Source organism: Enterobacter sp. E14S (genome assembly GCF_055666685.1).
Map to the genome: position 1 here is coordinate 398,900 of NZ_JBVODQ010000003.1, position 20,296 is coordinate 419,195.

19 protein-coding genes are annotated in these 20,296 nt (G+C 58.5%); 9 read left to right on the forward strand and 10 right to left on the reverse strand.

The features are described from left to right. Window positions 1-24 precede the first annotated feature (24 nt). A complete protein-coding gene (locus ACZ6J2_RS10040; RefSeq protein WP_471725636.1) occupies window positions 25-501 on the forward strand; it encodes a kinase inhibitor in 477 nt (158 codons plus the stop codon). 98 nt (window positions 502-599) lie between these two features. Here the strand turns inward: ACZ6J2_RS10040 and hutH are convergent, their stop codons facing one another. From hutH to hutI, 5 genes are all read right to left on the reverse strand, one after another. Continuing rightward, on the reverse strand, window positions 600-2,120 hold the full coding sequence (gene hutH / locus ACZ6J2_RS10045) for a histidine ammonia-lyase (RefSeq protein ID WP_471725637.1): 1,521 nt from the start codon (window positions 2,118-2,120) through the stop codon (window positions 600-602). After that, window positions 2,120-3,805, reverse strand: coding sequence for a urocanate hydratase (hutU, locus tag ACZ6J2_RS10050; protein ID WP_471725638.1), 1,686 nt, complete (start codon window positions 3,803-3,805; stop codon window positions 2,120-2,122). The genes hutH and hutU overlap by 1 nt, the downstream gene beginning before the upstream one ends. Before the next feature lie 127 nt (window positions 3,806-3,932). Continuing rightward, window positions 3,933-4,667 carry a histidine utilization repressor gene (locus ACZ6J2_RS10055; protein ID WP_471725639.1) on the reverse strand — a complete coding sequence of 245 codons (735 nt, stop codon included), beginning with the start codon at window positions 4,665-4,667 and terminating at the stop codon, window positions 3,933-3,935. Between the two features lie 19 nt (window positions 4,668-4,686). After that, the gene (gene hutG, locus ACZ6J2_RS10060; RefSeq protein WP_047061392.1) at window positions 4,687-5,625 is read right to left on the reverse strand and encodes a formimidoylglutamase; all 939 of its coding nucleotides are present in this window, start codon (window positions 5,623-5,625) and stop codon (window positions 4,687-4,689) included. Then, on the reverse strand, window positions 5,622-6,845 hold the full coding sequence (gene hutI, locus ACZ6J2_RS10065; protein ID WP_471725640.1) for an imidazolonepropionase: 1,224 nt from the start codon (window positions 6,843-6,845) through the stop codon (window positions 5,622-5,624). The genes hutG and hutI overlap by 4 nt, the downstream gene beginning before the upstream one ends. Window positions 6,846-7,071: 226 nt before the next feature. Here hutI and ACZ6J2_RS10070 point away from each other — a divergent pair, with 226 nt between their 5' ends. Beyond that, window positions 7,072-8,355: a putative acyl-CoA thioester hydrolase gene (locus tag ACZ6J2_RS10070; RefSeq protein ID WP_048976073.1), complete on the forward strand. Its 1,284-nt coding sequence runs from the start codon at window positions 7,072-7,074 to the stop codon at window positions 8,353-8,355. A gap of 87 nt (window positions 8,356-8,442) precedes the next feature. On the opposite strand, the gene pgl is transcribed toward ACZ6J2_RS10070, so the two are convergent. Continuing rightward, window positions 8,443-9,438: a 6-phosphogluconolactonase gene (gene pgl / locus ACZ6J2_RS10075; RefSeq protein WP_023292974.1), complete on the reverse strand. Its 996-nt coding sequence runs from the start codon at window positions 9,436-9,438 to the stop codon at window positions 8,443-8,445. A 140-nt stretch (window positions 9,439-9,578) separates the two neighbouring features. Here pgl and ACZ6J2_RS10080 point away from each other — a divergent pair, with 140 nt between their 5' ends. Further along, entirely contained in the window at window positions 9,579-10,397 is an 819-nt protein-coding gene (locus ACZ6J2_RS10080; RefSeq protein ID WP_471725642.1) for a pyridoxal phosphatase, read from the forward strand. Here the strand turns inward: ACZ6J2_RS10080 and modC are convergent, their stop codons facing one another. The 4 genes from modC to ACZ6J2_RS10100 all read right to left on the reverse strand — a co-directional run bounded on the left by modC (window position 10,398) and on the right by ACZ6J2_RS10100 (window position 13,249). Further along, complete coding sequence (modC, locus tag ACZ6J2_RS10085) at window positions 10,398-11,456, reverse strand: molybdenum ABC transporter ATP-binding protein ModC (protein ID WP_471725644.1); 1,059 nt, start codon at window positions 11,454-11,456, stop codon at window positions 10,398-10,400. A gap of 2 nt (window positions 11,457-11,458) precedes the next feature. Further along, a complete protein-coding gene (modB, locus tag ACZ6J2_RS10090) occupies window positions 11,459-12,148 on the reverse strand; it encodes a molybdate ABC transporter permease subunit (protein ID WP_471725645.1) in 690 nt (229 codons plus the stop codon). Then, window positions 12,148-12,921: a molybdate ABC transporter substrate-binding protein gene (gene modA / locus ACZ6J2_RS10095; RefSeq protein ID WP_471725646.1), complete on the reverse strand. Its 774-nt coding sequence runs from the start codon at window positions 12,919-12,921 to the stop codon at window positions 12,148-12,150. Before modA ends, modB begins: the two co-directional genes overlap by 1 nt. A gap of 178 nt (window positions 12,922-13,099) precedes the next feature. After that, window positions 13,100-13,249, reverse strand: a complete 150-nt coding sequence (locus ACZ6J2_RS10100) for an AcrZ family multidrug efflux pump-associated protein (RefSeq protein ID WP_023310811.1) — start codon at window positions 13,247-13,249, stop codon at window positions 13,100-13,102. Between the two features lie 127 nt (window positions 13,250-13,376). Between ACZ6J2_RS10100 and modE the strand changes: the two genes are divergently transcribed. The 6 genes from modE (at window position 13,377) to galM (ending at window position 20,165) form a co-directional block, all read left to right on the forward strand. Next, on the forward strand, window positions 13,377-14,165 hold the full coding sequence (gene modE / locus ACZ6J2_RS10105; protein WP_471725648.1) for a molybdenum-dependent transcriptional regulator: 789 nt from the start codon (window positions 13,377-13,379) through the stop codon (window positions 14,163-14,165). 67 nt (window positions 14,166-14,232) lie between these two features. Continuing rightward, entirely contained in the window at window positions 14,233-15,705 is a 1,473-nt protein-coding gene (gene modF, locus ACZ6J2_RS10110) for a molybdate ABC transporter ATP-binding protein ModF (RefSeq protein ID WP_471725649.1), read from the forward strand. Between the two features lie 201 nt (window positions 15,706-15,906). After that, complete coding sequence (gene galE, locus ACZ6J2_RS10115) at window positions 15,907-16,923, forward strand: UDP-glucose 4-epimerase GalE (protein ID WP_023334950.1); 1,017 nt, start codon at window positions 15,907-15,909, stop codon at window positions 16,921-16,923. Window positions 16,924-16,932: 9 nt separating this feature from the next. Beyond that, window positions 16,933-17,979, forward strand: a complete 1,047-nt coding sequence (gene galT, locus ACZ6J2_RS10120; protein ID WP_471725650.1) for a galactose-1-phosphate uridylyltransferase — start codon at window positions 16,933-16,935, stop codon at window positions 17,977-17,979. A 3-nt stretch (window positions 17,980-17,982) separates the two neighbouring features. Continuing rightward, window positions 17,983-19,131: a galactokinase gene (gene galK / locus ACZ6J2_RS10125; RefSeq protein ID WP_471725651.1), complete on the forward strand. Its 1,149-nt coding sequence runs from the start codon at window positions 17,983-17,985 to the stop codon at window positions 19,129-19,131. Next, window positions 19,125-20,165, forward strand: a complete 1,041-nt coding sequence (gene galM / locus ACZ6J2_RS10130; protein ID WP_217072554.1) for a galactose-1-epimerase — start codon at window positions 19,125-19,127, stop codon at window positions 20,163-20,165. The genes galK and galM overlap by 7 nt, the downstream gene beginning before the upstream one ends. The last annotated feature ends 131 nt before the right edge of the window (window positions 20,166-20,296 follow it).

Here is a 20,296-nt window from a genome sequence, read left to right on the forward strand (position 1 = left end):
GAGCGATCAACGAGGGTAAACCGTATGAAAATCATCAGTAAAGATCTGCGCGACGGCGAAAAGCTCCCGCAACGCCACGTATTCAACGGCATGGGGTATCAGGGAGACAACATCTCCCCGCACCTGGCGTGGGACGAGGTTCCGGCCGGAACAAAAAGCTTTGTCGTGACCTGCTACGACCCGGATGCGCCGACCGGCTCCGGCTGGTGGCACTGGATTGTGGCGAACCTGCCTGCCGACACGCGCGTCCTGCCACAGGGCTCCGGTTCAGACCTGGTTGCCCTGCCTGAAGGCGCCATTCAGACGCGAACTGACTTTGGTAAAGCGGGCTACGGCGGCGCGGCGCCGCCAAAAGGGGAAACCCATCGCTATATCTTCACGGTGCACGCGCTGGATGTGGAGAAGATTGAGGTCGATGAAGGGGCGAGCGGCGCGATGGTAGGGTTTAACGTGCATTTCCATTCGCTGGGCAGCGCGTCGATTACGGCAATGTATTCATAATAGTGCGGGCTGATGCCCTCACCCCGGCCCTCTCCCACAGGGAGAGGGAGAAAACAGGGCAATTCCCTCTCCCTGTGGGAGAGGGTTAGGGCAAAAAATCACAGCACTGAAGGTAGCAGTCCTACAAGGCTTCCCTCTTCCAGAAGCTGCATCGCCTTATCAATATCCGGCGCAAAGAAGCGGTCGTCATCGTAGTGCGATACGTGCTCGCGCAGCACATGACGCGCCTGCTCCAGCAGCGGGCTGGATTTTAGCCCTTCACGCAGATCGACACCCTGACATGCCGCCAGCCACTCCACCGCCAGCACGCCGCGGGTGTTGGAGGCCATTTCCCAGAGACGACGCCCGGCAGCTGGCGCCATCGAAACGTGATCTTCCTGGTTCGCTGACGTTGGCAGGCTGTCCACGCTGTGCGGGTGCGACAGGGCTTTGTTCTCGCTCGCCAGCGCCGCAGCGGTCACCTGGGCAATCATAAAGCCCGAGTTGACCCCGCCGTTACGCACCAGGAACGGCGGCAGCTGGGACATATGTTTATCCATCATCAGCGCGATGCGGCGCTCGGACAACGCGCCGACTTCGGCAATCGCCAGGGCGATATTATCCGCCGCCATTGCCACCGGCTCGGCGTGGAAGTTGCCTCCGGAGACCACCTCGTTTTCCTGAGCGAACACCAGCGGGTTGTCGGACACCGCGTTGGCCTCCACCAGCAGCACTTCTGCCGCCTGACGCAGCTGCGTCAGGCACGCGCCCATCACCTGCGGCTGGCAGCGCAGGGAATACGGATCCTGCACCTTTTCACAGTTGTGGTGTGAATCCGCGATCTCGCTGGTGTCGGTAAGCACATGACGGTACATCGCGGCGGCATCAATCTGCCCGCGCTGACCGCGCACCTCGTGGATGCGGGCATCGAACGGGCGACGCGAGCCCAGTACGGCTTCGGTGGTCAGCGCACCGCACACCACCGCCGAGGCAAACAGATCTTCCGCTTCAAACAGGCCGCGCAGCGCGAAGGCTGTCGATGCCTGCGTGCCGTTCAGCAGCGCCAGCCCCTCTTTCGCCGCCAGGGTGATTGGGTTTAGCCCGGCTTTTTTCAGCGCCTCTTTCGCAGGAAGCCACTCGCCCTGCCAGCGAGCTTTACCTTCCCCCAGCAGCAGCAGAGACATGTGCGCCAGCGGCGCAAGATCGCCGGATGCGCCGACAGAGCCTTTTGCCGGGATCCACGGATAGACTTCCGCATTCACCAGCGCCATCAGCGCCTGAATCACGCTCAGTCGAATGCCGGAGAAGCCGCGCGCCAGGCTGTTGATTTTGAGCACCATCATCAGACGGACAATCTCATCATCCAGCGGCTGACCCACGCCCGCCGCATGTGACAGCACCAGCGAACGCTGTAAGTTTTCCAGATCGTGTGTCGCGATGCGGGTCTGCGCCAGCAGGCCAAAGCCGGTGTTAATCCCGTAGGCGGTGCGCCCTTCGGCAACGATGGCTTCGACGCAGGCGACGCTGTCGTTAATGGCGTCGTGGGCAGTTGCATCCAGCGACAGGGTGACCGGTTTACGCCAGACGTTACGCAGCTGTTTGAGCGTCAGCGAGCCGGGAGTGAGTGTTAACGCGTTCATTAATGCTTTCCTTGTGTGGCAGGGATCATCGGCAGGTTAAGGCCCTGCTCTTTGGCACAGTCAATGGCAATCTCATAACCCGCATCCGCGTGACGCATCACGCCGGTTGCCGGGTCGTTGTGCAGCACGCGAGCGATACGCGCGGCGGCTTCATCGGTTCCGTCGCAGACGATGACCATCCCGGAATGCTGGGAGAAGCCCATCCCCACGCCGCCGCCGTGGTGCAGCGATACCCAGGTCGCGCCGCTGGCGGTATTGAGCAGAGCGTTCAGCAGCGGCCAGTCGGAGACCGCATCCGAGCCGTCGCGCATGGCTTCCGTTTCGCGGTTCGGGCTGGCGACGGAGCCGGAGTCCAGGTGGTCGCGGCCAATGACGATCGGCGCGGAAACTTCACCGCTGCGCACCATTTCGTTGAAGGCCAGGCCCAGTTTTTGACGCCACTCCAGCCCTACCCAGCAGATACGCGCCGGCAGGCCCTGGAAGTTAATGCGCTCGCGGGCCATGTCCAGCCAGCGGTGCAGGTGCTCGTCATCGGCGACGATTTCCTTCACTTTAGCGTCGGTTTTGTAGATGTCCTCCGGGTCACCGGACAGGGCAACCCAGCGGAACGGACCGATGCCGCGGCAGAACAGCGGGCGAATATAGGCAGGAACAAAGCCCGGGAAGTCGAACGCGTTATTTACGCCCATCTCTTTCGCCATCTGGCGGATGTTGTTGCCGTAGTCAAAGGTCGGAATGCCCATCTGGCTAAAGGCCAGCATGGCGGAGACGTGTTCTGCCATGGCGCGTTTTGCGGCGAGTACCGTACCTTCCGGGTCGGTTTCCGCTTTTTTCTGATATTCCTCCCACGTCCAGCCTTTTGGCAGGTAACCGTGCAGCGGGTCATGGGCGCTGGTCTGGTCGGTGACCAGGTCCGGGCGCACGCCGCGGGCGACGAGCTGCGGGAGAATGTCCGCCGCGTTGCCGCACAGGGCAATCGACACCGCTTTGCCTTCGGAGGTGTATTTTTTGATGCGCGCCAGCGCATCGTCCAGATCGGTTGCCTGTTCATCGACGTAGCGGGTGCGCAGACGGAAATCAATGCGGCTCTGCTGGCACTCAATGTTGAGCGAGCACGCGCCGGCAAGCGTGGCGGCCAGCGGCTGCGCGCCGCCCATACCGCCAAGACCTGCGGTCAATACCCAGCGGCCTTTGAGCGAGCCGTTATAGTGCTGGCGACCGGCTTCCACGAAGGTTTCGTAGGTGCCCTGCACGATCCCCTGGCTGCCGATGTAGATCCAGCTCCCCGCGGTCATCTGGCCATACATCGCCAGCCCTTTCGCGTCCAGTTCGTTGAAGTGTTCCCAGGTGGCCCAGTGCGGCACAAGGTTAGAGTTAGCGATCAGCACGCGCGGCGCGTTTTTGTGCGTTTTGAACACGCCAACCGGCTTGCCGGACTGCACCAGCAGGGTTTCGTCGTGTTCGAGTTCGGTCAGGGATTTTACAATTGCGTCATAGCATTCCCAGTTGCGCGCGGCGCGGCCTATGCCGCCGTAGACCACCAGCTCGTGGGGGTTCTCCGCCACCTCAGGGTCGAGGTTGTTCATCAACATGCGCAGCGGGGCTTCGGTGAGCCAGCTTTTGGCGGTAAGCGTGGTGCCGCGCGCGGCGCGGACGTCCTGCTGGCGGTATTTACCTGACGACATTGTGTGCTCCTCATAGGGGACAGATGATGCATTTAGATATACTTGTATAGACAAGCACACACAAGGTCAGATTTAACAAAAAAGATACAATTTTGTTATATTGCGTTAGCGATCACGCTTATAAAACTTATGACATGAAGTGGCCCTGCAGCCGGTAGCGATTCCCCGGGAAAAGCAGTCGGGCATGCGACACAATGTGCGACGAGGACCAGGTTCGACGGCGGATCAGCAGGCACGGATCGTGCTCTTTAATGCGTAGCCTTTCGCACTCCTGCGGCGTGGCGCGCACGGCCTCCACAATGTGCTCCCCTTCCGTCAGCGGTGCGACGAGCGAGAGATAGGCGTGCGGCGTGGTCTGGGTGTAATCCTGGTTCAGATAGTCCGGTATCCGTTCGGCGTTAACGCAGCGATCTTCAATCTGCACCGGAATGTCGTTCTCGAAATGCACCATCACGGAGTGGAAGATGCGGCTTCCTTCCTTGACGTTAAGCTCCGTGGCCTGCTCGGCGCTGGCCTGAGTCTCTTCCAGCACCAGCACTTCGCACCGGTGATGATGATTACGCGCGGCAATTTCGTCCGCGATGCTGCGGATTTCAAACAGGGCCGACTGTCCTTTCGGTTCCGCCACAAACGTCCCCACGCCCTGCAGGCGCACCAGAAGCCCTTCGTCGGTCAGCTCGCGCAGCGCCCGGTTGACGGTCATCCGGCTAAAACCGAACTTGGCTACCAGCTCGGCCTCCGACGGAATGCGGTCGTGCGGGCGCCAGACGCCGGTTGCGATTTTTTCGCTGATCGCCTGCTTCACCTTTTCATAGAAAGGCGCGGGAGGGCTCGACTGCGGCAGAGGTGAGCGTGAAAACATCGTGACTCCTTGAATAGTGTTATGCCCACCAGTGAGCAATTTGCCATGCCAGGCGGGCGGCGAGCTTAGCGCCCTGCCCGTCCCGATCGTACTGTGGGTTAAACTCTACCAGATCGGCGGCCTGGAGCTTACCGCTACGGCAGATTTGTTCGATAACCGGGAGAAGATCCAGCGCCGGTATGCCTAACGCAGCCGGTGCGGACACGGCAGGCATTTCGCTGGCGGGCAGGACGTCCAGATCGATCGTCAGATAGATACGGTCGGCCTGCGCCAGTACCTTTTCCAGGGCGGATAGCGCATCGCGCCTGAAATGGAGATCTTCCACCAGCGTGACGTTCAGGCGTTCGGCCTCATCCCACAGCGCCAGCGTGTTCGCCGCCCGGCTCACGCCAAGGCAGGCATAGTGAAATTCCCGCCCGCGCTCATCGCAGTAGCGCGCCAGCTGGCGAAACGGGGTGCCGGATGTGGCCCGGTCGGCCTTGCGCAGATCGAGATGGGCATCAAGGTTGATAATGACAACCCGCTCGTTCGGGAAGGCCTCCAGCACGCCGCGACCGTGCGCCCAAGCGGTTTCGTGCCCGCCGCCAAACACCAGCGTCCGCATCCCGGACTGCTGACAGGCCGTGACGGCATCGCTTAACGCCTGCTGTGCCGCTTCCAGCTCGCCGCCTTCAACGTACACCGAGCCCATATCCGCCAGCCGGTCATGCCCCTGATGGCTAGCCATATTTGCCAGCGCTTTTCGCAGCATATCCGGTGCCTGCACGGCGCCGGGCCTGCCCTGATTGCGTTTTACCCCTTCATCACATTCAAAGCCTATCAGCGCGATGCCGGATGAAAGCGGCGTGAACTGGCCCTGCTGCTTTATCGTCTGGAAAATGCGCTTTGCACTGCTGGCCTCGGCGCTGTCATCGCGCCCCTGCCAGACGGTTTCGGCTACGGGCCGCCATAACCTCATACTGCCTCCCCACGGAAAATACGTTGATACAGCGGATTGCGTCCCGGCTCGTAGACCATCTCAACCGGATGATGAGCATCCCAGACGATAAAATCGGCGACAAACCCTGCCCGCAGCTGCCCGTGGGTTGCGTCACGGCCCAGCGCCTGCGCGGCATGGCGCGTGACGCCAGCCCAGGCTTCTTCCGGGGTCAGGCCAAACTGAACGCAGGCCATGTTCATCGCCAGGTGCAGGCTCGCAAACGGGCTGGTGCCGGGGTTATAGTCGGTGGCGACGGCCATCGGCACGCCCTGTTTTCTGAGCTGTTCAACCGGCGGACGCTGGCGCTCCTGCAGAAAATAGAACGCACCCGGCAACAGGACGGCAACCGTGCCGCTTTCCGCCATCGCCTGAACGCCTGCGTCGTCGAGATACTCAATATGATCGGCGGAAAGGCCCTTATACTGGCTGACCAGCGCCGCGCCGCCCTGATTCGACAACTGCTCGACATGCCCTTTCACCGGGATACCGAGCGCGGCGGCAGCCTGGAAAAGACGCTCGGTCTGCGACGGGGTAAAGCCGACGTTTTCACAAAACACGTCGACTGCTTCATATAACTCTTTTTGCCACAGCGTAGGCAGTATCTGCTCGCAGACCAGCGTGAGGTAGGCATCCGGATCCTGCCGGTATTCCGGTGGAACCGCATGGGCCGCCAGCAGCGTTGGGCTGATATCAATCGGATTATTGAGGCCCAGCTGGCGGGCAACCTGCAGCATCTTCTCTTCGGCCTCGGCGTTGAGCCCGTATCCCGATTTGATTTCAACGGTCGTCACGCCTTCATTCATGAGACGCTGGAGCCGCTGCTGCGCCAGTTTCAGCAAGGTTTCGGCTGAGCTGCTGCGCGTCGCCGTCACGGTCGCGTTAATCCCGCCCCCCTGGGCGCTGATAGTTTGATAAGAGACGCCGTTCAGACGCTGCTCCCACTCCGCCGCGCGGTCGCCGCCAAATACCAGGTGGGTATGGCAGTCAATCAGGCCAGGCGTGACCAGACGTCCCTGAAGATCGACACAGTGTCGGTGTCCGGAAGGAATGTCAGATTCAGGGATCACGGCCAGAATAGTGTGGCCGCGCACGACCAGGGCGTGTTGCTCTTTCAGTCCATAAGGCGCAGGTACGTCCGACGCCATCGTAGCCAGTCGCGCATTTCGCCATATTACATCGTCGGGATGAATCTGCTGCATGGGGCATTCCACTTGTCTTAGGTTGTATAGACATTTATTTGTATCCACCGTCTACTGTCAACCGCCTTGACGGAAAATGTTATTTATTTGTGATCACCTACCTGCCGCTCCGGGGCTAAAAATGCAACTTTTACCCTTTTTATCTTCCCGTTTCGCTCAACTTAGTATAAAAAAGCAGGCTATTTCGTCTATCCCGTTTAAGACTTGCATACCCAGGAGCTCTACCTTGAACATTTCCAGGATTTCCCGTCTGGCGTTAGCACTCGCCTTTGGCGTGACCTTATCCGCATGCAGTTCAACACCACCGGATCAGCGCCCTTCTGAGCAGGTTGCGCCCGGTACCGCCTCCCGCCCGATTTTGTCCGCTGATGAAGCGAAGAACTTCGATCGTGCGCACTACTTCTCGGCGATGGATCCTAACGCTGCGCCGTGGACACCGTCTTCTATCAACCTGCCTAAACAGCCTGACTTCGTGGTTGGCCCGGCGGGTGCGCAGGGCGTAACGCATACCTCTATTCAGGCTGCGGTTGATGCTGCCATCACTAAACACAGCGCGTCTCGCCAGTACATCGCGATCCTGCCGGGTGAATATGAAGGCACCGTGTATGTTCCGGCGGCCCCTGGCAGCATTACGCTTTACGGTCTGGGCGAAAAAGCGATCGACGTAAAAATTGGCCTGGCGATTGATTCCGAAATCGACAGCAACGCCTGGCGTCACCTGGTGAATCCGGCCGGTAAATATATGCCGGGCAAACCTGCGTGGTATATGTTTGATAACTGCCAGAGCAAGCGTTCCGCCACCATTGGCGTGATGTGCTCGGCGGTATTCTGGTCTCAGAATAACGGTCTGCAGCTGCAGAACCTGACCATTCAGAATACCCTGGGCGACAGCGTTGATGCCGGCAGCCACCAGGCCGTTGCGCTGCGTAGCGATGGCGATAAGGTGCAGATTAACAACGTCAACATTCTGGGCCGTCAGAACACCTTCTTCGTGACCAACAGCGGCGTGCAGAACACCCTGCAGAATAACCGCCTGACCCGTACCCTGGTGACCAACAGCTACGTTGAAGGTGACGTGGATCTGGTGTCCGGTCGCGGCGCGGTGGTGTTTGATAATACCGATTTCCGCGTGGTGAACTCACGCACTCAGCAGGAAGGTTACGTGTTTGCTCCGGCAACCCAGTCTAACCTCTTCTACGGCTTCCTGGCCGTGAACAGCCGCTTTAATGCTGCCGGTGACGGCGTGGCGCAGCTGGGACGCTCCCTGGACGTGGACTCTGCGACCAACGGTCAGGTCGTGATCCGCGACAGCGTGATCAACGAAGGCTTCAACATGGCGAAGCCGTGGGCTGATGCCGCGATCTCCAAACGTCCATTCTCCGGCAATACCGGCGCGGTGGATGATAAAGGGAACGTGCAGCGCAACCTGAACGACGCTAACTTCAACCGCATGTGGGAATACAATAACCGCGGTCTGGGTAGCAAAGTGGTTGCTGAGCCTAAGCAGTAAGCTGTTTTGCCGGGTGGCGGCTTCGCCTTACCCGGCCTACAGAGATAAAAAAACCTCGCATTCGCGAGGTTTTTTGTTTTTAGCCGCTTAGTGAGCGTTTACCACCACCCACATTGGCCCCTGGCCTACGGCATAACGCCCTTTCTCTTCCAGCAGCCCCTGCTCGCCTTTAATTTCATACAGCGCGATGTGGTGGGATTTCTGCCCCGCCGCAATCAGGTATTTACCGCTGTGATCGATATTAAAGCCGCGCGGCTGGGTTTCCGTTGGCTGGAACCCTTCAATCGCCAGCACGCTACCGTCTTCAGAGACGCTAAAGACGGTAATCAGGCTGGAGGTACGGTCGCAGGCGTACAGATGGCGACCATTTGGCGTAATGTGGATATCCGCCGCCCAGCGGGTGTCGGAAAAATCAGACGGCATCATGTCCAGCGTCTGCACGCACTCAATCTGACCGTTTGGATCTTTCAGCTCCCATACGTCCACAGAGCTGTTCAGCTCATTGACCACGTAGGCGTACTGCTGGTTCGGATGGAAAACCATATGGCGCGGACCGGCGCCTTCAACGGTAGTCACTTCGGCAGGATTCTGCGCCACCAGGTGACCATCGTCGCTCAGGGTGAACAGGCAGATACGATCCTGCTTCAGCGCAGGCACCCACAGCGTGCGGTTATCCGGAGAGATATTCGCCGAGTGGCAGCCTTCAAGCCCTTCCACCACATCCACGGTTTCGACCGGAATACCATCTTCCAGACGCGTTACGCTGACGCAGCCCGCGTTATACGAGCCGCTGAAGACAAAGTTGCCTTTACGATCGGTCGAGATATGGGTTGGGCTGCCCGGCAACGGGGCTTCGGCAGTGTACGTCAGCGCGCCATCGTCCGGAGAAATGCGATAGGCCAGCACGCGGAACTCCGGGCGCACACCCACGTACAAGAAACGTTTATCCGGGCTGATGACCATCGGTTGCACCTGGCCTGGCACATCAACAACCTGAACCAGCGTGAGTGTCCCTTCGGTATTTAAACGCCAGACGTGGATCTGCTGGCTTTCAGGACTGGCGGTATAAACGGTTTGTTTCATGAATATTCACTCCTCACTGCGCATGAAAGTAGTTAACTTTTGACGGTGAATGCTGAATTGTCGACAGGAGTTTTGAAGCGTTCGCCTCTCGGTGTACCATCCCATCAAAACGTAAATTCAATATTAACCCGGGAAAACAGATGACCTCGCGTGTGATTGCTCTGGATTTAGACGGTACCTTACTGACGCCGCAAAAAACCCTTCTCCCCTCCTCCCTTGAGGCGCTAAAACGCGCGCAGGAAGTGGGATATCAACTCCTTATCGTAACGGGTCGACATCACGTTGCCATTCACCCTTTTTATCAGGCACTGGCGTTAGATACACCTGCAATTTGTTGTAATGGTACTTATTTGTATGATTATCAGGCAAAAAAGGTTTTAGAATCCGACCCGCTGCCGGTTCCCCAGGCGCTGCAGCTGATCGATCTGCTGGATGAGCATGCCGTTCACGGCCTGATGTACGTGGATAACGCGATGGTGTACGAGCGCCCTACTGGCCACGTGGTGCGCACCAGCAACTGGGCGTTGTCCCTGCCTGAAGCGCAGCGTCCGGTCTTTACCCAGGTTTCCTCCCTGCGTCAGGCAGCCCAGGACGTTGAGGCTATCTGGAAATTCGCCCTGACGGATGAAGACACCGCCAAACTGAATACCTTCGCAAAACACGTGGAACAGACGCTGGGCCTGGAGTGCGAATGGTCCTGGCATGACCAGGTGGACATTGCCCGCAAAGGCAACAGCAAAGGCAAGCGCCTGACGCAGTATGTGGAATCACAGGGCGGGTCGATGCGTGACGTGATCGCCTTCGGCGACAACTACAACGACATCAGCATGCTGGAAGCCGCCGGTACCGGCGTGGCGATGGGCAATGCCGACGACGCGGTAAAAGCCCGCGCCAACGTGGTGATTGGTGACAACACCACCGACAGCATCGCGCAGTACATTTACACCCACCTGCTGTAATCAGGCGGTGATCGAGACGCTCTTAATTTGCGCGTAAAGCCACAGGCCGGGTTTGATCCCTAACTCATCCCTCGCCCACGGGCTGATGCGCGCCCAGAGCGTCCTGCTGCCGACTTCAAGCTTCACTTCCACCTGGCCGTTATCATCAAAACACTCCGCGACTTTGGCGCGCAGAATATTTCGAATACTGGTTTGCAGCGGCGGCTGCAGCACCAGCGAGACGTCCGACGCCTGGATGCGAATACGCAGCGCGGACTGTAGCGGTTTGTCGATCTTATTGACCCACAGATGCTGGTCGCCCAGCGCCAGGGCGGTCATTGCGTAGTGCGGGTGATGTTCCAGAATGCTCACTTTCAGGATGCTGCTCTGCTGTTCGCGGGGTAACCACGGGTGCATTACGCTGCTGCCCCACACCTCTTCCAGGTTGCCGAAGGCCTTCACGCTGCCCTCTTCCAGCACCAGCACCTTATCGGCCAGATGGAGGATCTCATCCAGCGAATGGCTGACGTAGAGCATCGGAATATTAATTTCGCGCGTCAGGCGCTGTAGATAAGGCAGAAGTTCGCGTTTACGCGGAATATCGAGCGAGGCCAGCGGTTCGTCGAGCAGCAGCAGCTCGGGGGCGGTGAGCAACGCGCGGCCAATGGCCACACGCTGTTTTTCTCCGCCGGAGAGCGACGATGGCAGCCTGTCGAGCAGAGGCTCAATGCCTAAAAGCGTCACCAGCTTGTCAAACTGCCCGGCCATGCTTTTCGCCATGCCGTAACGCAGGTTGCCGCGCACGCTGTAGTGCGGGAACAGGCGTGCGTCCTGGAAAACATAGCCGATGCGGCGTTTATCCGGCGAGAGGTAAATTTTGTTCTCCACGTCATTCAGGACGCGGTCATTCAGGACAATACGGCCAGACTGCGGGCGGGTCAGGCCGCTGATGGCATTAATCAGCGACGTTTTTCCCGCCCCCGACACGCCAAAGATGGCGGTGATTCCGCTTGCCGGCAGCGTCTCGTTAAGCGTCAGGGTATGGTTTCCCAGCGTCTGGGTGAAATGGAGTTCCAGCATGCTTATTTCCCCATCCGCTCGCGGCTGAGCCGCGCCAGCCATTCAGACACCATTAGCGATACCAGCGCCAGCACAATTGAAATAATACACAGCCGCGCCGCCGCGCCTTCACCGCCCGGCGTTTGAATCAGGGTATACATTGCCGACGGGATGGTTCGCGTCTCGCCGGGGATGTTCGACACAAAGGTGATCGTCGCGCCAAACTCGCCCAGCGAGCGGGCGAAGGCCAGCACCGTCCCGACAATAATGCCCGGCAGCGTAAGCGGGAGCGTGATGGTGAAAAAGACGCGCCAGCGCCCAGCGCCCAGCGTGCGGGCCGCCTGTTCGAGCTTCATGTCCACGCCTTCCAGCGCGAGGCGTATCGCCCTCACCATCAGCGGGAATGACATCACCGCCGCCGCCAGCACCGCACCGCGCCAGCTGAACGCAAACGTCAGCCCAAACCAGTCGTAGAGCTTCTCGCCGATAAAACCGCGTCGCCCCATCGAAATCAGCAGCAGGTAACCGACCACCACGGGCGGCAAAACGAGCGGAAGATGCAGCACGCTGTCGAGCAGCGTTTTGCCGGGAAACTGACGGCGAACCAGTAGCCAGGCAAAGAAGATCCCAAAGGGCAAGCTCAGCGCAACCGCCAGGGAAGAGACTTTTAGGCTCAGCAGAACAGCCTGCCATTCAGGATCGGTCAATATCATCAGTGAGTCGTAAATCCATAACGTTTAAAGATTGCGGACGCCTCCGGCCCTTTCAGGTAATCGCGGAAGGCCGTCACGGCCGCATTTTTATGTCCATCAACAATCGCAACAGGATATTCCACTTTCTTGTGGGAGTCTTCCGGGAACGTTGCGACCACTTTTACACCGTTACTGGCAACGGCATCAGAGCCATACACAATGCCCAGCGGGGCTTCGTTGCGCTCAACCAGCGCCAGCGCGCCGCGCACGTCTTCCGCCGGGGCCAGCTTCGGTGACAATGTCTCCCATGCACCCAGCTTTTGCAGCGCTTCTTTGGCATAAATCCCGGCCGGAACGTGCTCCGGGTCGCCCACCGCCAGACGGCCACCGTTCAGCAGGCTCGTCCAGTGGGTCTGTTTGTTGATGGTGATGTCCGCCTGCGCGCTGGCTTTTGGCGCCACGACAACCAGGCTATTCCCCAGCAGCGTTTCGCGGGTTGTGGCATCAATCGATTTCTTCTCCGCCGCGTAATCCATCCACTTCTGGTCAGCCGAGATGAACAGATCCGCCGGTGCGCCCGCTTCTATCTGGCGCGCCAGCGTCGAGGAAGAGGCAAAAGAGGAGACCACCTCGACGTTTTTCTCTTTTTTATACGCCGCCGCGATGTCCTGCAGCGCGTTGGTCAGCGACGCCGCGGCAAAGACCGTAATTTTACCCTCGTCCCCCAGCGCGTGTCCGGTAAGTGAAAGCGTCAGCATTGCCCCTGCGAAAAGGCGTACCCATGAACGTGCCATCTGTAACTCCTGTGAGTAGCGTTATATACATATTAATATAACGGTAACGTCAGGGAGATCCCAGCGTTTAATCGTACCGCTGAAGGGGTAAACCGGCGTGATGCGTTAAATAATATCGGCGTAAACGGGAAAATCTTGAGAGCAAAACGCCCGGACTCGCCGGGCGTTTTGTGGGGAATCAATGCTGCTTTTTAGCCTGGTCTTTGTGACCAATGTTCGAAAAGACGTTGAACACTTCACCCAGGCCGTAGATGGCACCGAGGATGATGGCCATCACTACTGGTACCATGATCACGGCGAATACCAGACTTTTCAACAACTCTAACATGGTTTTCTCCAGATATTGTGAATGGCTCATTCTACCTTTTCAAGTGAGAAAAGCATCCCCTTTTGTGCGGTACCCTTTGCGCCCTGCACCATTTGGGTCACAATACTCTTTTTGCCAGGACACTGTTATGCAGGCCGAAATTCTCCTCACTCTACGACTTCAGCAGAAGCTTTTCGCCGATCCGCGACGTATCGCCCTGCTTAAACAAATAGAACAAACGGGCTCGATTAGCCAGGGGGCGAAAAACGCGGGCATCAGCTACAAAAGTGCCTGGGACGCCATCAACGAAATGAACACCCTGAGCGAACAACCGCTGGTGGACAGAGCCACAGGCGGCAAAGGCGGCGGCGGTGCGATCGTGACGCGCTATGGCCTGCGCCTTATTCAGCTTTACGATCTGCTGGCCCAGATCCAGCAAAAGGCGTTTGACGCGTTGAGCGACGACGATAACGTTCCGCTGGACAGCTTGCTGGCCGCCATTTCCCGCTTCTCGTTACAAACCAGCGCCCGCAACAAGTGGTTTGGTACGGTGACGGCGCGCGACAATCTCCAGGTACAGCAGCATATTGAGATCCTGCTTGCCGATGGCACCACCCGTCTGAAAGCCGCAATAACGGCGCAGAGCGCAGAGCGGCTTGAGCTCGATGAAGGTAAAGAGGTGCTGGTGCTGCTGAAAGCGCCTTGGGTCAATATCACGCGCGATCCCGACGCCGCAAAGGCGGCCGATAACCAGCTCCAGGGCGCAATTAGCCATATCGAACGCGGCCAGGCGCAGTGCGAAGTGCTGATGACCCTGGCAGACGGGCAACAGCTTTGCGCGACGATACCGCTTAGCGAAGCGGAAGGTTTAGAAGAAGGTTCTGTCGTTACCGCCTGGTTCAACGCAGACCGGGTGATTATCGCCACATTGTGCTGAGCGCATTGACAATCGCGCCGACAGTGCGTATCCCTGATATCTATTGCTGCAAAAACAGGGATAAATCATGTCATCATTGCATATTTCGCAAGGCACGTTTCGTCTTAGCGATACCCGAACGCTGACGATTGCTGATTTGACGATACGCGCGGGCGAAAGCTGGGCGTTTGTCGGCACTAACGGCAGCGGTAAATCCGCGCTGGCCCGCGCGCTGGCCGGCGAGCTCCCACTCCTCAAGGGCGAATACCAGAGCGACTTTACGCGCCTGACGCGCCTGTCATTTGAACAACTGCAAAAGCTGGTAAGCGACGAGTGGCAGCGCAATAACACTGATTTACTCAGCCCAGGCGAAGAAGATACCGGCCGTACGACGGCGGAAATTATTCAGGATGAGGTGAAAGATCCCGCCCGCTGTCAGCGCCTGGCAGAACGGTTCGGCATCACCGCCCTGCTGAACCGGCGCTTTAAATACCTTTCTACCGGCGAGACGCGAAAAACGCTGCTTTGTCAGGCGCTGATGAGCGAGCCCGAGCTGCTTATCCTCGACGAACCGTTTGACGGCCTTGACGTGCAGTCCCGTGCGCAGCTGGCGGCCCTGCTGGAGTCGCTTAATCAGCAGGGCTATACCCTGGTTTTGGTGCTTAACCGCTTCGATGAAATTCCGGACTTTATTCAGCACGCGGGCGTACTGGCCGACTGTAACCTGACCAAGACCGGTGAAAAAACAGCGCTGCTCAAGCAGGCGCTCATTGCCCAGCTCGCGCACAGTGAACAACTCGACGGAATTACGCTTCCGGAACCTGACGCCCCTTCGGCCCGCCATGCGCTCAATCCCCACCAGCCGCGCATCGTGCTGCGGGATGGGATGGTCTCTTATGACGATCGCCCGATCCTCAACCGTCTTAGCTGGACGGTCAATCCCGGCGAACACTGGCAGATTGTCGGCCCTAACGGCGCGGGAAAATCCACGCTGCTGAGCCTTATCACCGGCGATCACCCGCAGGGCTATAGCAACGATCTGACGCTGTTTGGTCGGCGTCGCGGCAGCGGCGAAACCATCTGGGATATTAAAAAACATATCGGCTACGTCAGCAGCAGCCTGCATCTGGATTACCGGGTCAGTACCACGGTACGCAACGTGATCCTTTCCGGATATTTTGATTCCATCGGTATTTATCAGGCGGTGTCTGACAAACAGCAAAAGCTGGCCCAACAGTGGCTGGATATCCTGGGCATGGACAACCGGGTCGCTGACGCGCCGTTTCATAGTCTGTCGTGGGGGCAGCAGCGTCTGGCCCTGATCGTTCGCGCGCTGGTGAAACACCCTACGCTTCTGATCCTCGACGAACCGCTGCAGGGACTCGATCCGCTGAATCGCCAGCTTATCCGCCGCTTTGTGGACGTGCTGATTAGCGAAGGTGAAACGCAGCTGCTGTTCGTTTCACATCATGCCGAAGATGCCCCCGCCTGCATCACGCATCGCCTGGAGTTTGTTCCCGACGGTGAGGGTTATCGCTACCTTCTCAGCAACGTCGATTAACCGTGGAGGGCTCTGCCCTCCTCTTTTTCAGATAACTTGCATCAATACATCGCTATCTCTTTGATCTAAAATGCACTCAGTCATTGAAAAAGCGAGTGTGAAAACGAGTGTAAACGATTCCACTATTTTATCCGATGTCACACTTTTCGCGTCTCTGTTATGCTATGGTTATTACATATCATAAGCCCAATGGAGCGAAATATGCGAGTTCTGGTAACAGGTGGTAGCGGTTACATAGGTAGTCATACCTGCGTGCAACTGCTGCAAAACGGTCACGACGTCATCATCCTCGACAACCTGTGCAACAGTAAGCGCAGCGTGCTGCCGGTGATTGAACGCCTTGGCGGTAAACAACCGACTTTCGTGGAAGGCGACATCCGCAACGAAGCGCTGATGACCGAGATCCTTCACGACCACGCCATCGAAGCGGTGATCCACTTCGCGGGTCTGAAAGCGGTCGGTGAATCCGTTGCAAAGCCGCTCGAGTATTACGACAACAACGTCAACGGTACTCTGCGTCTCATCTCCGCCATGCGCGCTGCGAACGTCAAAAACTTCATCTTTAGCTCCTCCGCCACCGTCTACGGCGATCAGCCCAAAATCCCTTACGTTGAAAGCTTCCCGACCGGTACACCGCAAAGCCCGTACGGCAAAAGCAAGCTGATGGTGGAGCAGATCCTGACCGACCTGCAAAAAGCACAGCCGGAGTGGAGCATCGCGCTGCTGCGCTACTTCAACCCGGTCGGCGCGCATCCGTCCGGCGACATGGGTGAAGATCCGCAGGGCATCCCGAACAACCTGATGCCGTATATCGCCCAGGTTGCCGTGGGTCGCCGCGACTCGCTGGCGATTTTTGGCAATGACTATCCGACCGAAGACGGTACCGGCGTGCGCGACTACATCCACGTGATGGATTTGGCCGACGGTCACGTTGCGGCCATGCAGCAGCTGGCCAACAAGCCGGGCGTGCATATTTACAACCTCGGCGCCGGGGTCGGCAGCAGCGTGCTGGACGTGGTTAACGCCTTCAGCAAAGCCTGCGGTAAGCCGGTGAACTACCACTTCGCTCCGCGTCGTGATGGCGATCTGCCGGCTTACTGGGCCGATGCCACCAAAGCCGACAAAGAGCTCAACTGGCGTGTGACGCGCACGCTTGATGAAATGGCACAGGATACCTGGCACTGGCAGTCACGCCACCCGCAAGGCTATCCGGACTAAGGATCCGTCATGACGCAATTCAATCCCGTCGATCATCCTCATCGTCGTTTTAACCCGTTAAGCGGGCAATGGATTTTGGTTTCTCCGCATCGCGCCAAGCGCCCCTGGCAGGGGGCTCAGGAGACGCCTGCAAAACAGACGCTGCCACAGCATGACCCGGACTGCTTCCTCTGTCCGGGCAACACGCGCGTCACCGGGGACAAAAACCCTGACTACCAAGGCACCTTCGTGTTCACCAACGATTTTGCCGCCCTGATGACCGACACGCCGGACGCGCCGGAAAGCCACGATCCGCTGATGCGCTGCGAAAGCGCGCGCGGAACCAGCCGCGTGATCTGCTTCTCGCCGGATCACAGCAAAACGCTGCCCGAGCTGAGCGTGGACGCGCTGAAAGAGGTCGTCAGCACCTGGCAGGCGCAAACCGCAGAGCTGGGGCAGAGCTATCCGTGGGTGCAGGTGTTCGAAAACAAAGGCGCGGCCATGGGCTGCTCAAACCCGCACCCGCACGGCCAGATCTGGGCGAACAGCTTCCTGCCTAACGAAGCCGAGCGTGAAGACCGTCTGCAGAAAGCGTATTACGCGGAAAACGGTTCGCCGATGCTGGTGGACTACACCCAGCGCGAGCTGGCCGACGGCAGCCGCACCGTGGTGGAAACTGAACACTGGCTGGCCGTCGTCCCTTACTGGGCCGCCTGGCCGTTTGAAACGCTGCTGCTGCCGAAAGCACACGTGCAGCGCATCACCGATCTCAGCGACGCGCAGCGCGACGACCTTGCCCTGGCGCTGAAAAAGCTGACCAGCCGTTACGACAACCTGTTCCAGTGCTCTTTCCCGTACTCCATGGGCTGGCACGGCGCCCCGTTTAACGGCGAAGAGAATCAACACTGGCAGCTGCACGCCCATTTCTATCCGCCGCTGCTGCGCTCTGCGACGGTGCGTAAATTCATGGTGGGCTATGAAATGCTGGCGGAAACCCAGCGTGACCTGACGGCGGAACAGGCGGCAGAACGTCTGCGTGCCGTTAGCGACGTCCACTATCGCGAATCAGGAGTCTAAAAAATGAGTCTGAAAGATAAAACACAATCCCTGTTTGCTGAGAAATTTGGCTACCCTGCCACCCACGTTATCCAGGCGCCAGGCCGCGTTAACCTGATCGGTGAACACACCGACTATAACGACGGTTTCGTGCTGCCGTGCGCCATCGATTACCAGACCGTCATCAGCTGCGCGAGGCGCGACGACCGTAATGTTCGCGTGATTGCGGCGGATTACGGTAATGAGACGGACGAGTTTTCCCTCGATGCCCCGATTGTGACGCACGACAGCCAGCAGTGGTCTAACTACGTGCGCGGCGTGGTGAAACACCTTCAGAAGCGCAACAAGAACTTTGGCGGTGCGGATTTAGTCATCAGCGGCAACGTGCCGCAGGGTGCGGGCTTAAGCTCCTCTGCGTCGCTGGAAGTCGCCGTTGGCACCGTGTTCCAGCAGCTTTATCATCTGCCGCTGGACGGCGCGCAAATCGCCCTGAATGGTCAGGAAGCAGAAAACCAGTTCGTGGGCTGCAACTGCGGCATTATGGACCAGCTGATCTCCGCGCTGGGCAAAAAAGAGCATGCCCTGTTAATTGATTGCCGCTCGCTGGGCACCAAAGCCGTTCCCCTGCCAAAAGGCGCGGCTGTGGTGATCGTCAACAGCAACTTTAAGCGCACGCTGGTGGGCAGTGAATACAACACCCGCCGCCAGCAGTGCGAAACCGGCGCCCGCTTCTTCCAGCAGCCTGCTCTGCGCGACGTGACGCTCAATGAATTTAACAAAGTGGCGCACGAGCTGGATCCGGTAGTCGCCAAACGCGTTCGTCACGTGCTGACGGAAAATGCCCGTACCGTTGAAGCCGCGTCCGCGCTGGCGAAAGGTGACCTGAAACGCATGGGTGAGCTGATGGCGGAATCTCACGCCTCCATGCGCGATGATTTTGAAATCACCGTTCCGCAGATCGACACCCTGGTGGACATCGTTAAAGCCACCATCGGCGAGAAAGGCGGCGTGCGCATGACGGGCGGCGGTTTTGGCGGCTGTATCGTTGCGCTGGTGCCAGAAGAGCTGGTCCCTGCCGTACAGGATGCCGTGGCGAAGCAGTACGAAGCAAAAACGGGCATCAAAGAAACCTTCTATGTTTGTAAAGCATCACAAGGAGCCGGACAGTGCTAAACGAAACACCTACCCTTGCACCGGATGGTCTGCCGTATCGCCTGTTAACCCTGCGCAACAGCGCGGGGATGGTCGTTACGGTGATGGACTGGGGGGCTACCCTTCTTTCTGCCCGCGTACCGATGCCGGACGGCAGCGTGCGTGAGACCCTGCTCGGCTGCGCCTCGCCTGAGCAGTACGTCAATCAGTCCGCCTATCTGGGCGCGTCCGTCGGGCGCTATGCTAACCGCATCGCGAAGAGCCGTTTTGAACTCGACGGCGTGCAGTACACCCTGCTTCCAAGCCAGGGTGAGAACCAGCTGCACGGCGGACCGGACGGGTTTGATAAACGCCGCTGGAAGATTGTTCGTCAAAACGATGGCGAAGTGCTGTTCTCGCTGGATTCGCCTGATGGCGACCAGGGCTTCCCGGGGAACCTTGTCGCGTCCGCGCGCTTTACGCTGACCGACGACAACCGTATCGCCATCGAATACCGTGCGACGGTCGATAAGCCGTGTCCGGTCAATCTGACCAATCACGCATATTTCAACCTGGACGGTAGCCAGTGCGACGTGCGTAACCACAAGCTGCAGATCCTGGCGGATGCATATCTTCCAGTTGACGAGATGGGCATTCCGTATCAGGGCCTCAAAGACGTGAGCGGCACCAGCTTTGACTTCCGCAGCGCGAAGTCCATCGCCCAGGATTTCATGAGCGATGACGATCAGCGTAAGGTAAAAGGCTACGACCACGCTTTCCTGCTGCAGGCCAAAGGCGATGTGAAACAGCCTGCCGCACAGGTCTGGTCTGCGGATGAGAAACTGCAGATGACGGTTTATACCACAGCCCCTGCACTGCAGTTTTACTCAGGCAACTACCTCGGCGGCACGACGGCGCGCGAACATGATGAGTACAGCGACTGGCAAGGCCTGGCGCTGGAGAGCGAGTTCCTGCCGGACAGCCCGAACCATCCGGAATGGCCGCAGCCGGACTGCGTGCTGCGCCCGGGTAAAGAGTACGTGAGCGTGACGGAATATCATTTTATTCCACATTAATATCCAGCCCTCCCTCCGGAGGGCTTTTTTCTGCACGCCTTGCTGAAAATAGCGCCGATCGCAGACAAAATCATAACCCTGGATTCACAAGCATCTTACACTCAGAGACTATTTTCGCTATGGTTAGGGTT

What these genes read in the sequence shown, in the direction of transcription:
- hutU (WP_471725638.1), bottom strand. Translation starts at nt 3,805, where the DNA reads ATGTCGTCAGGTAAATACCGCCAGCAGGACGTCCGCGCCGCGCGCGGC.
- modF (WP_471725649.1), top strand. Translation starts at nt 14,233, where the DNA reads ATGTCATCATTGCATATTTCGCAAGGCACGTTTCGTCTTAGCGATACC.
- modB (WP_471725645.1), bottom strand. Translation starts at nt 12,148, where the DNA reads ATGATATTGACCGATCCTGAATGGCAGGCTGTTCTGCTGAGCCTAAAA.
- galK (WP_471725651.1), top strand. Translation starts at nt 17,983, where the DNA reads ATGAGTCTGAAAGATAAAACACAATCCCTGTTTGCTGAGAAATTTGGC.
- ACZ6J2_RS10055 (WP_471725639.1), bottom strand. Translation starts at nt 4,667, where the DNA reads ATGTTTTCACGCTCACCTCTGCCGCAGTCGAGCCCTCCCGCGCCTTTC.
- hutG (WP_047061392.1), bottom strand. Translation starts at nt 5,625, where the DNA reads ATGAGGTTATGGCGGCCCGTAGCCGAAACCGTCTGGCAGGGGCGCGAT.
- modE (WP_471725648.1), top strand. Translation starts at nt 13,377, where the DNA reads ATGCAGGCCGAAATTCTCCTCACTCTACGACTTCAGCAGAAGCTTTTC.
- ACZ6J2_RS10080 (WP_471725642.1), top strand. Translation starts at nt 9,579, where the DNA reads ATGACCTCGCGTGTGATTGCTCTGGATTTAGACGGTACCTTACTGACG.
- hutH (WP_471725637.1), bottom strand. Translation starts at nt 2,120, where the DNA reads ATGAACGCGTTAACACTCACTCCCGGCTCGCTGACGCTCAAACAGCTG.
- modA (WP_471725646.1), bottom strand. Translation starts at nt 12,921, where the DNA reads ATGGCACGTTCATGGGTACGCCTTTTCGCAGGGGCAATGCTGACGCTT.
- pgl (WP_023292974.1), bottom strand. Translation starts at nt 9,438, where the DNA reads ATGAAACAAACCGTTTATACCGCCAGTCCTGAAAGCCAGCAGATCCAC.
- galT (WP_471725650.1), top strand. Translation starts at nt 16,933, where the DNA reads ATGACGCAATTCAATCCCGTCGATCATCCTCATCGTCGTTTTAACCCG.
- ACZ6J2_RS10040 (WP_471725636.1), top strand. Translation starts at nt 25, where the DNA reads ATGAAAATCATCAGTAAAGATCTGCGCGACGGCGAAAAGCTCCCGCAA.
- galE (WP_023334950.1), top strand. Translation starts at nt 15,907, where the DNA reads ATGCGAGTTCTGGTAACAGGTGGTAGCGGTTACATAGGTAGTCATACC.
- modC (WP_471725644.1), bottom strand. Translation starts at nt 11,456, where the DNA reads ATGCTGGAACTCCATTTCACCCAGACGCTGGGAAACCATACCCTGACG.
- hutI (WP_471725640.1), bottom strand. Translation starts at nt 6,845, where the DNA reads ATGCAGCAGATTCATCCCGACGATGTAATATGGCGAAATGCGCGACTG.
- ACZ6J2_RS10100 (WP_023310811.1), bottom strand. Translation starts at nt 13,249, where the DNA reads ATGTTAGAGTTGTTGAAAAGTCTGGTATTCGCCGTGATCATGGTACCA.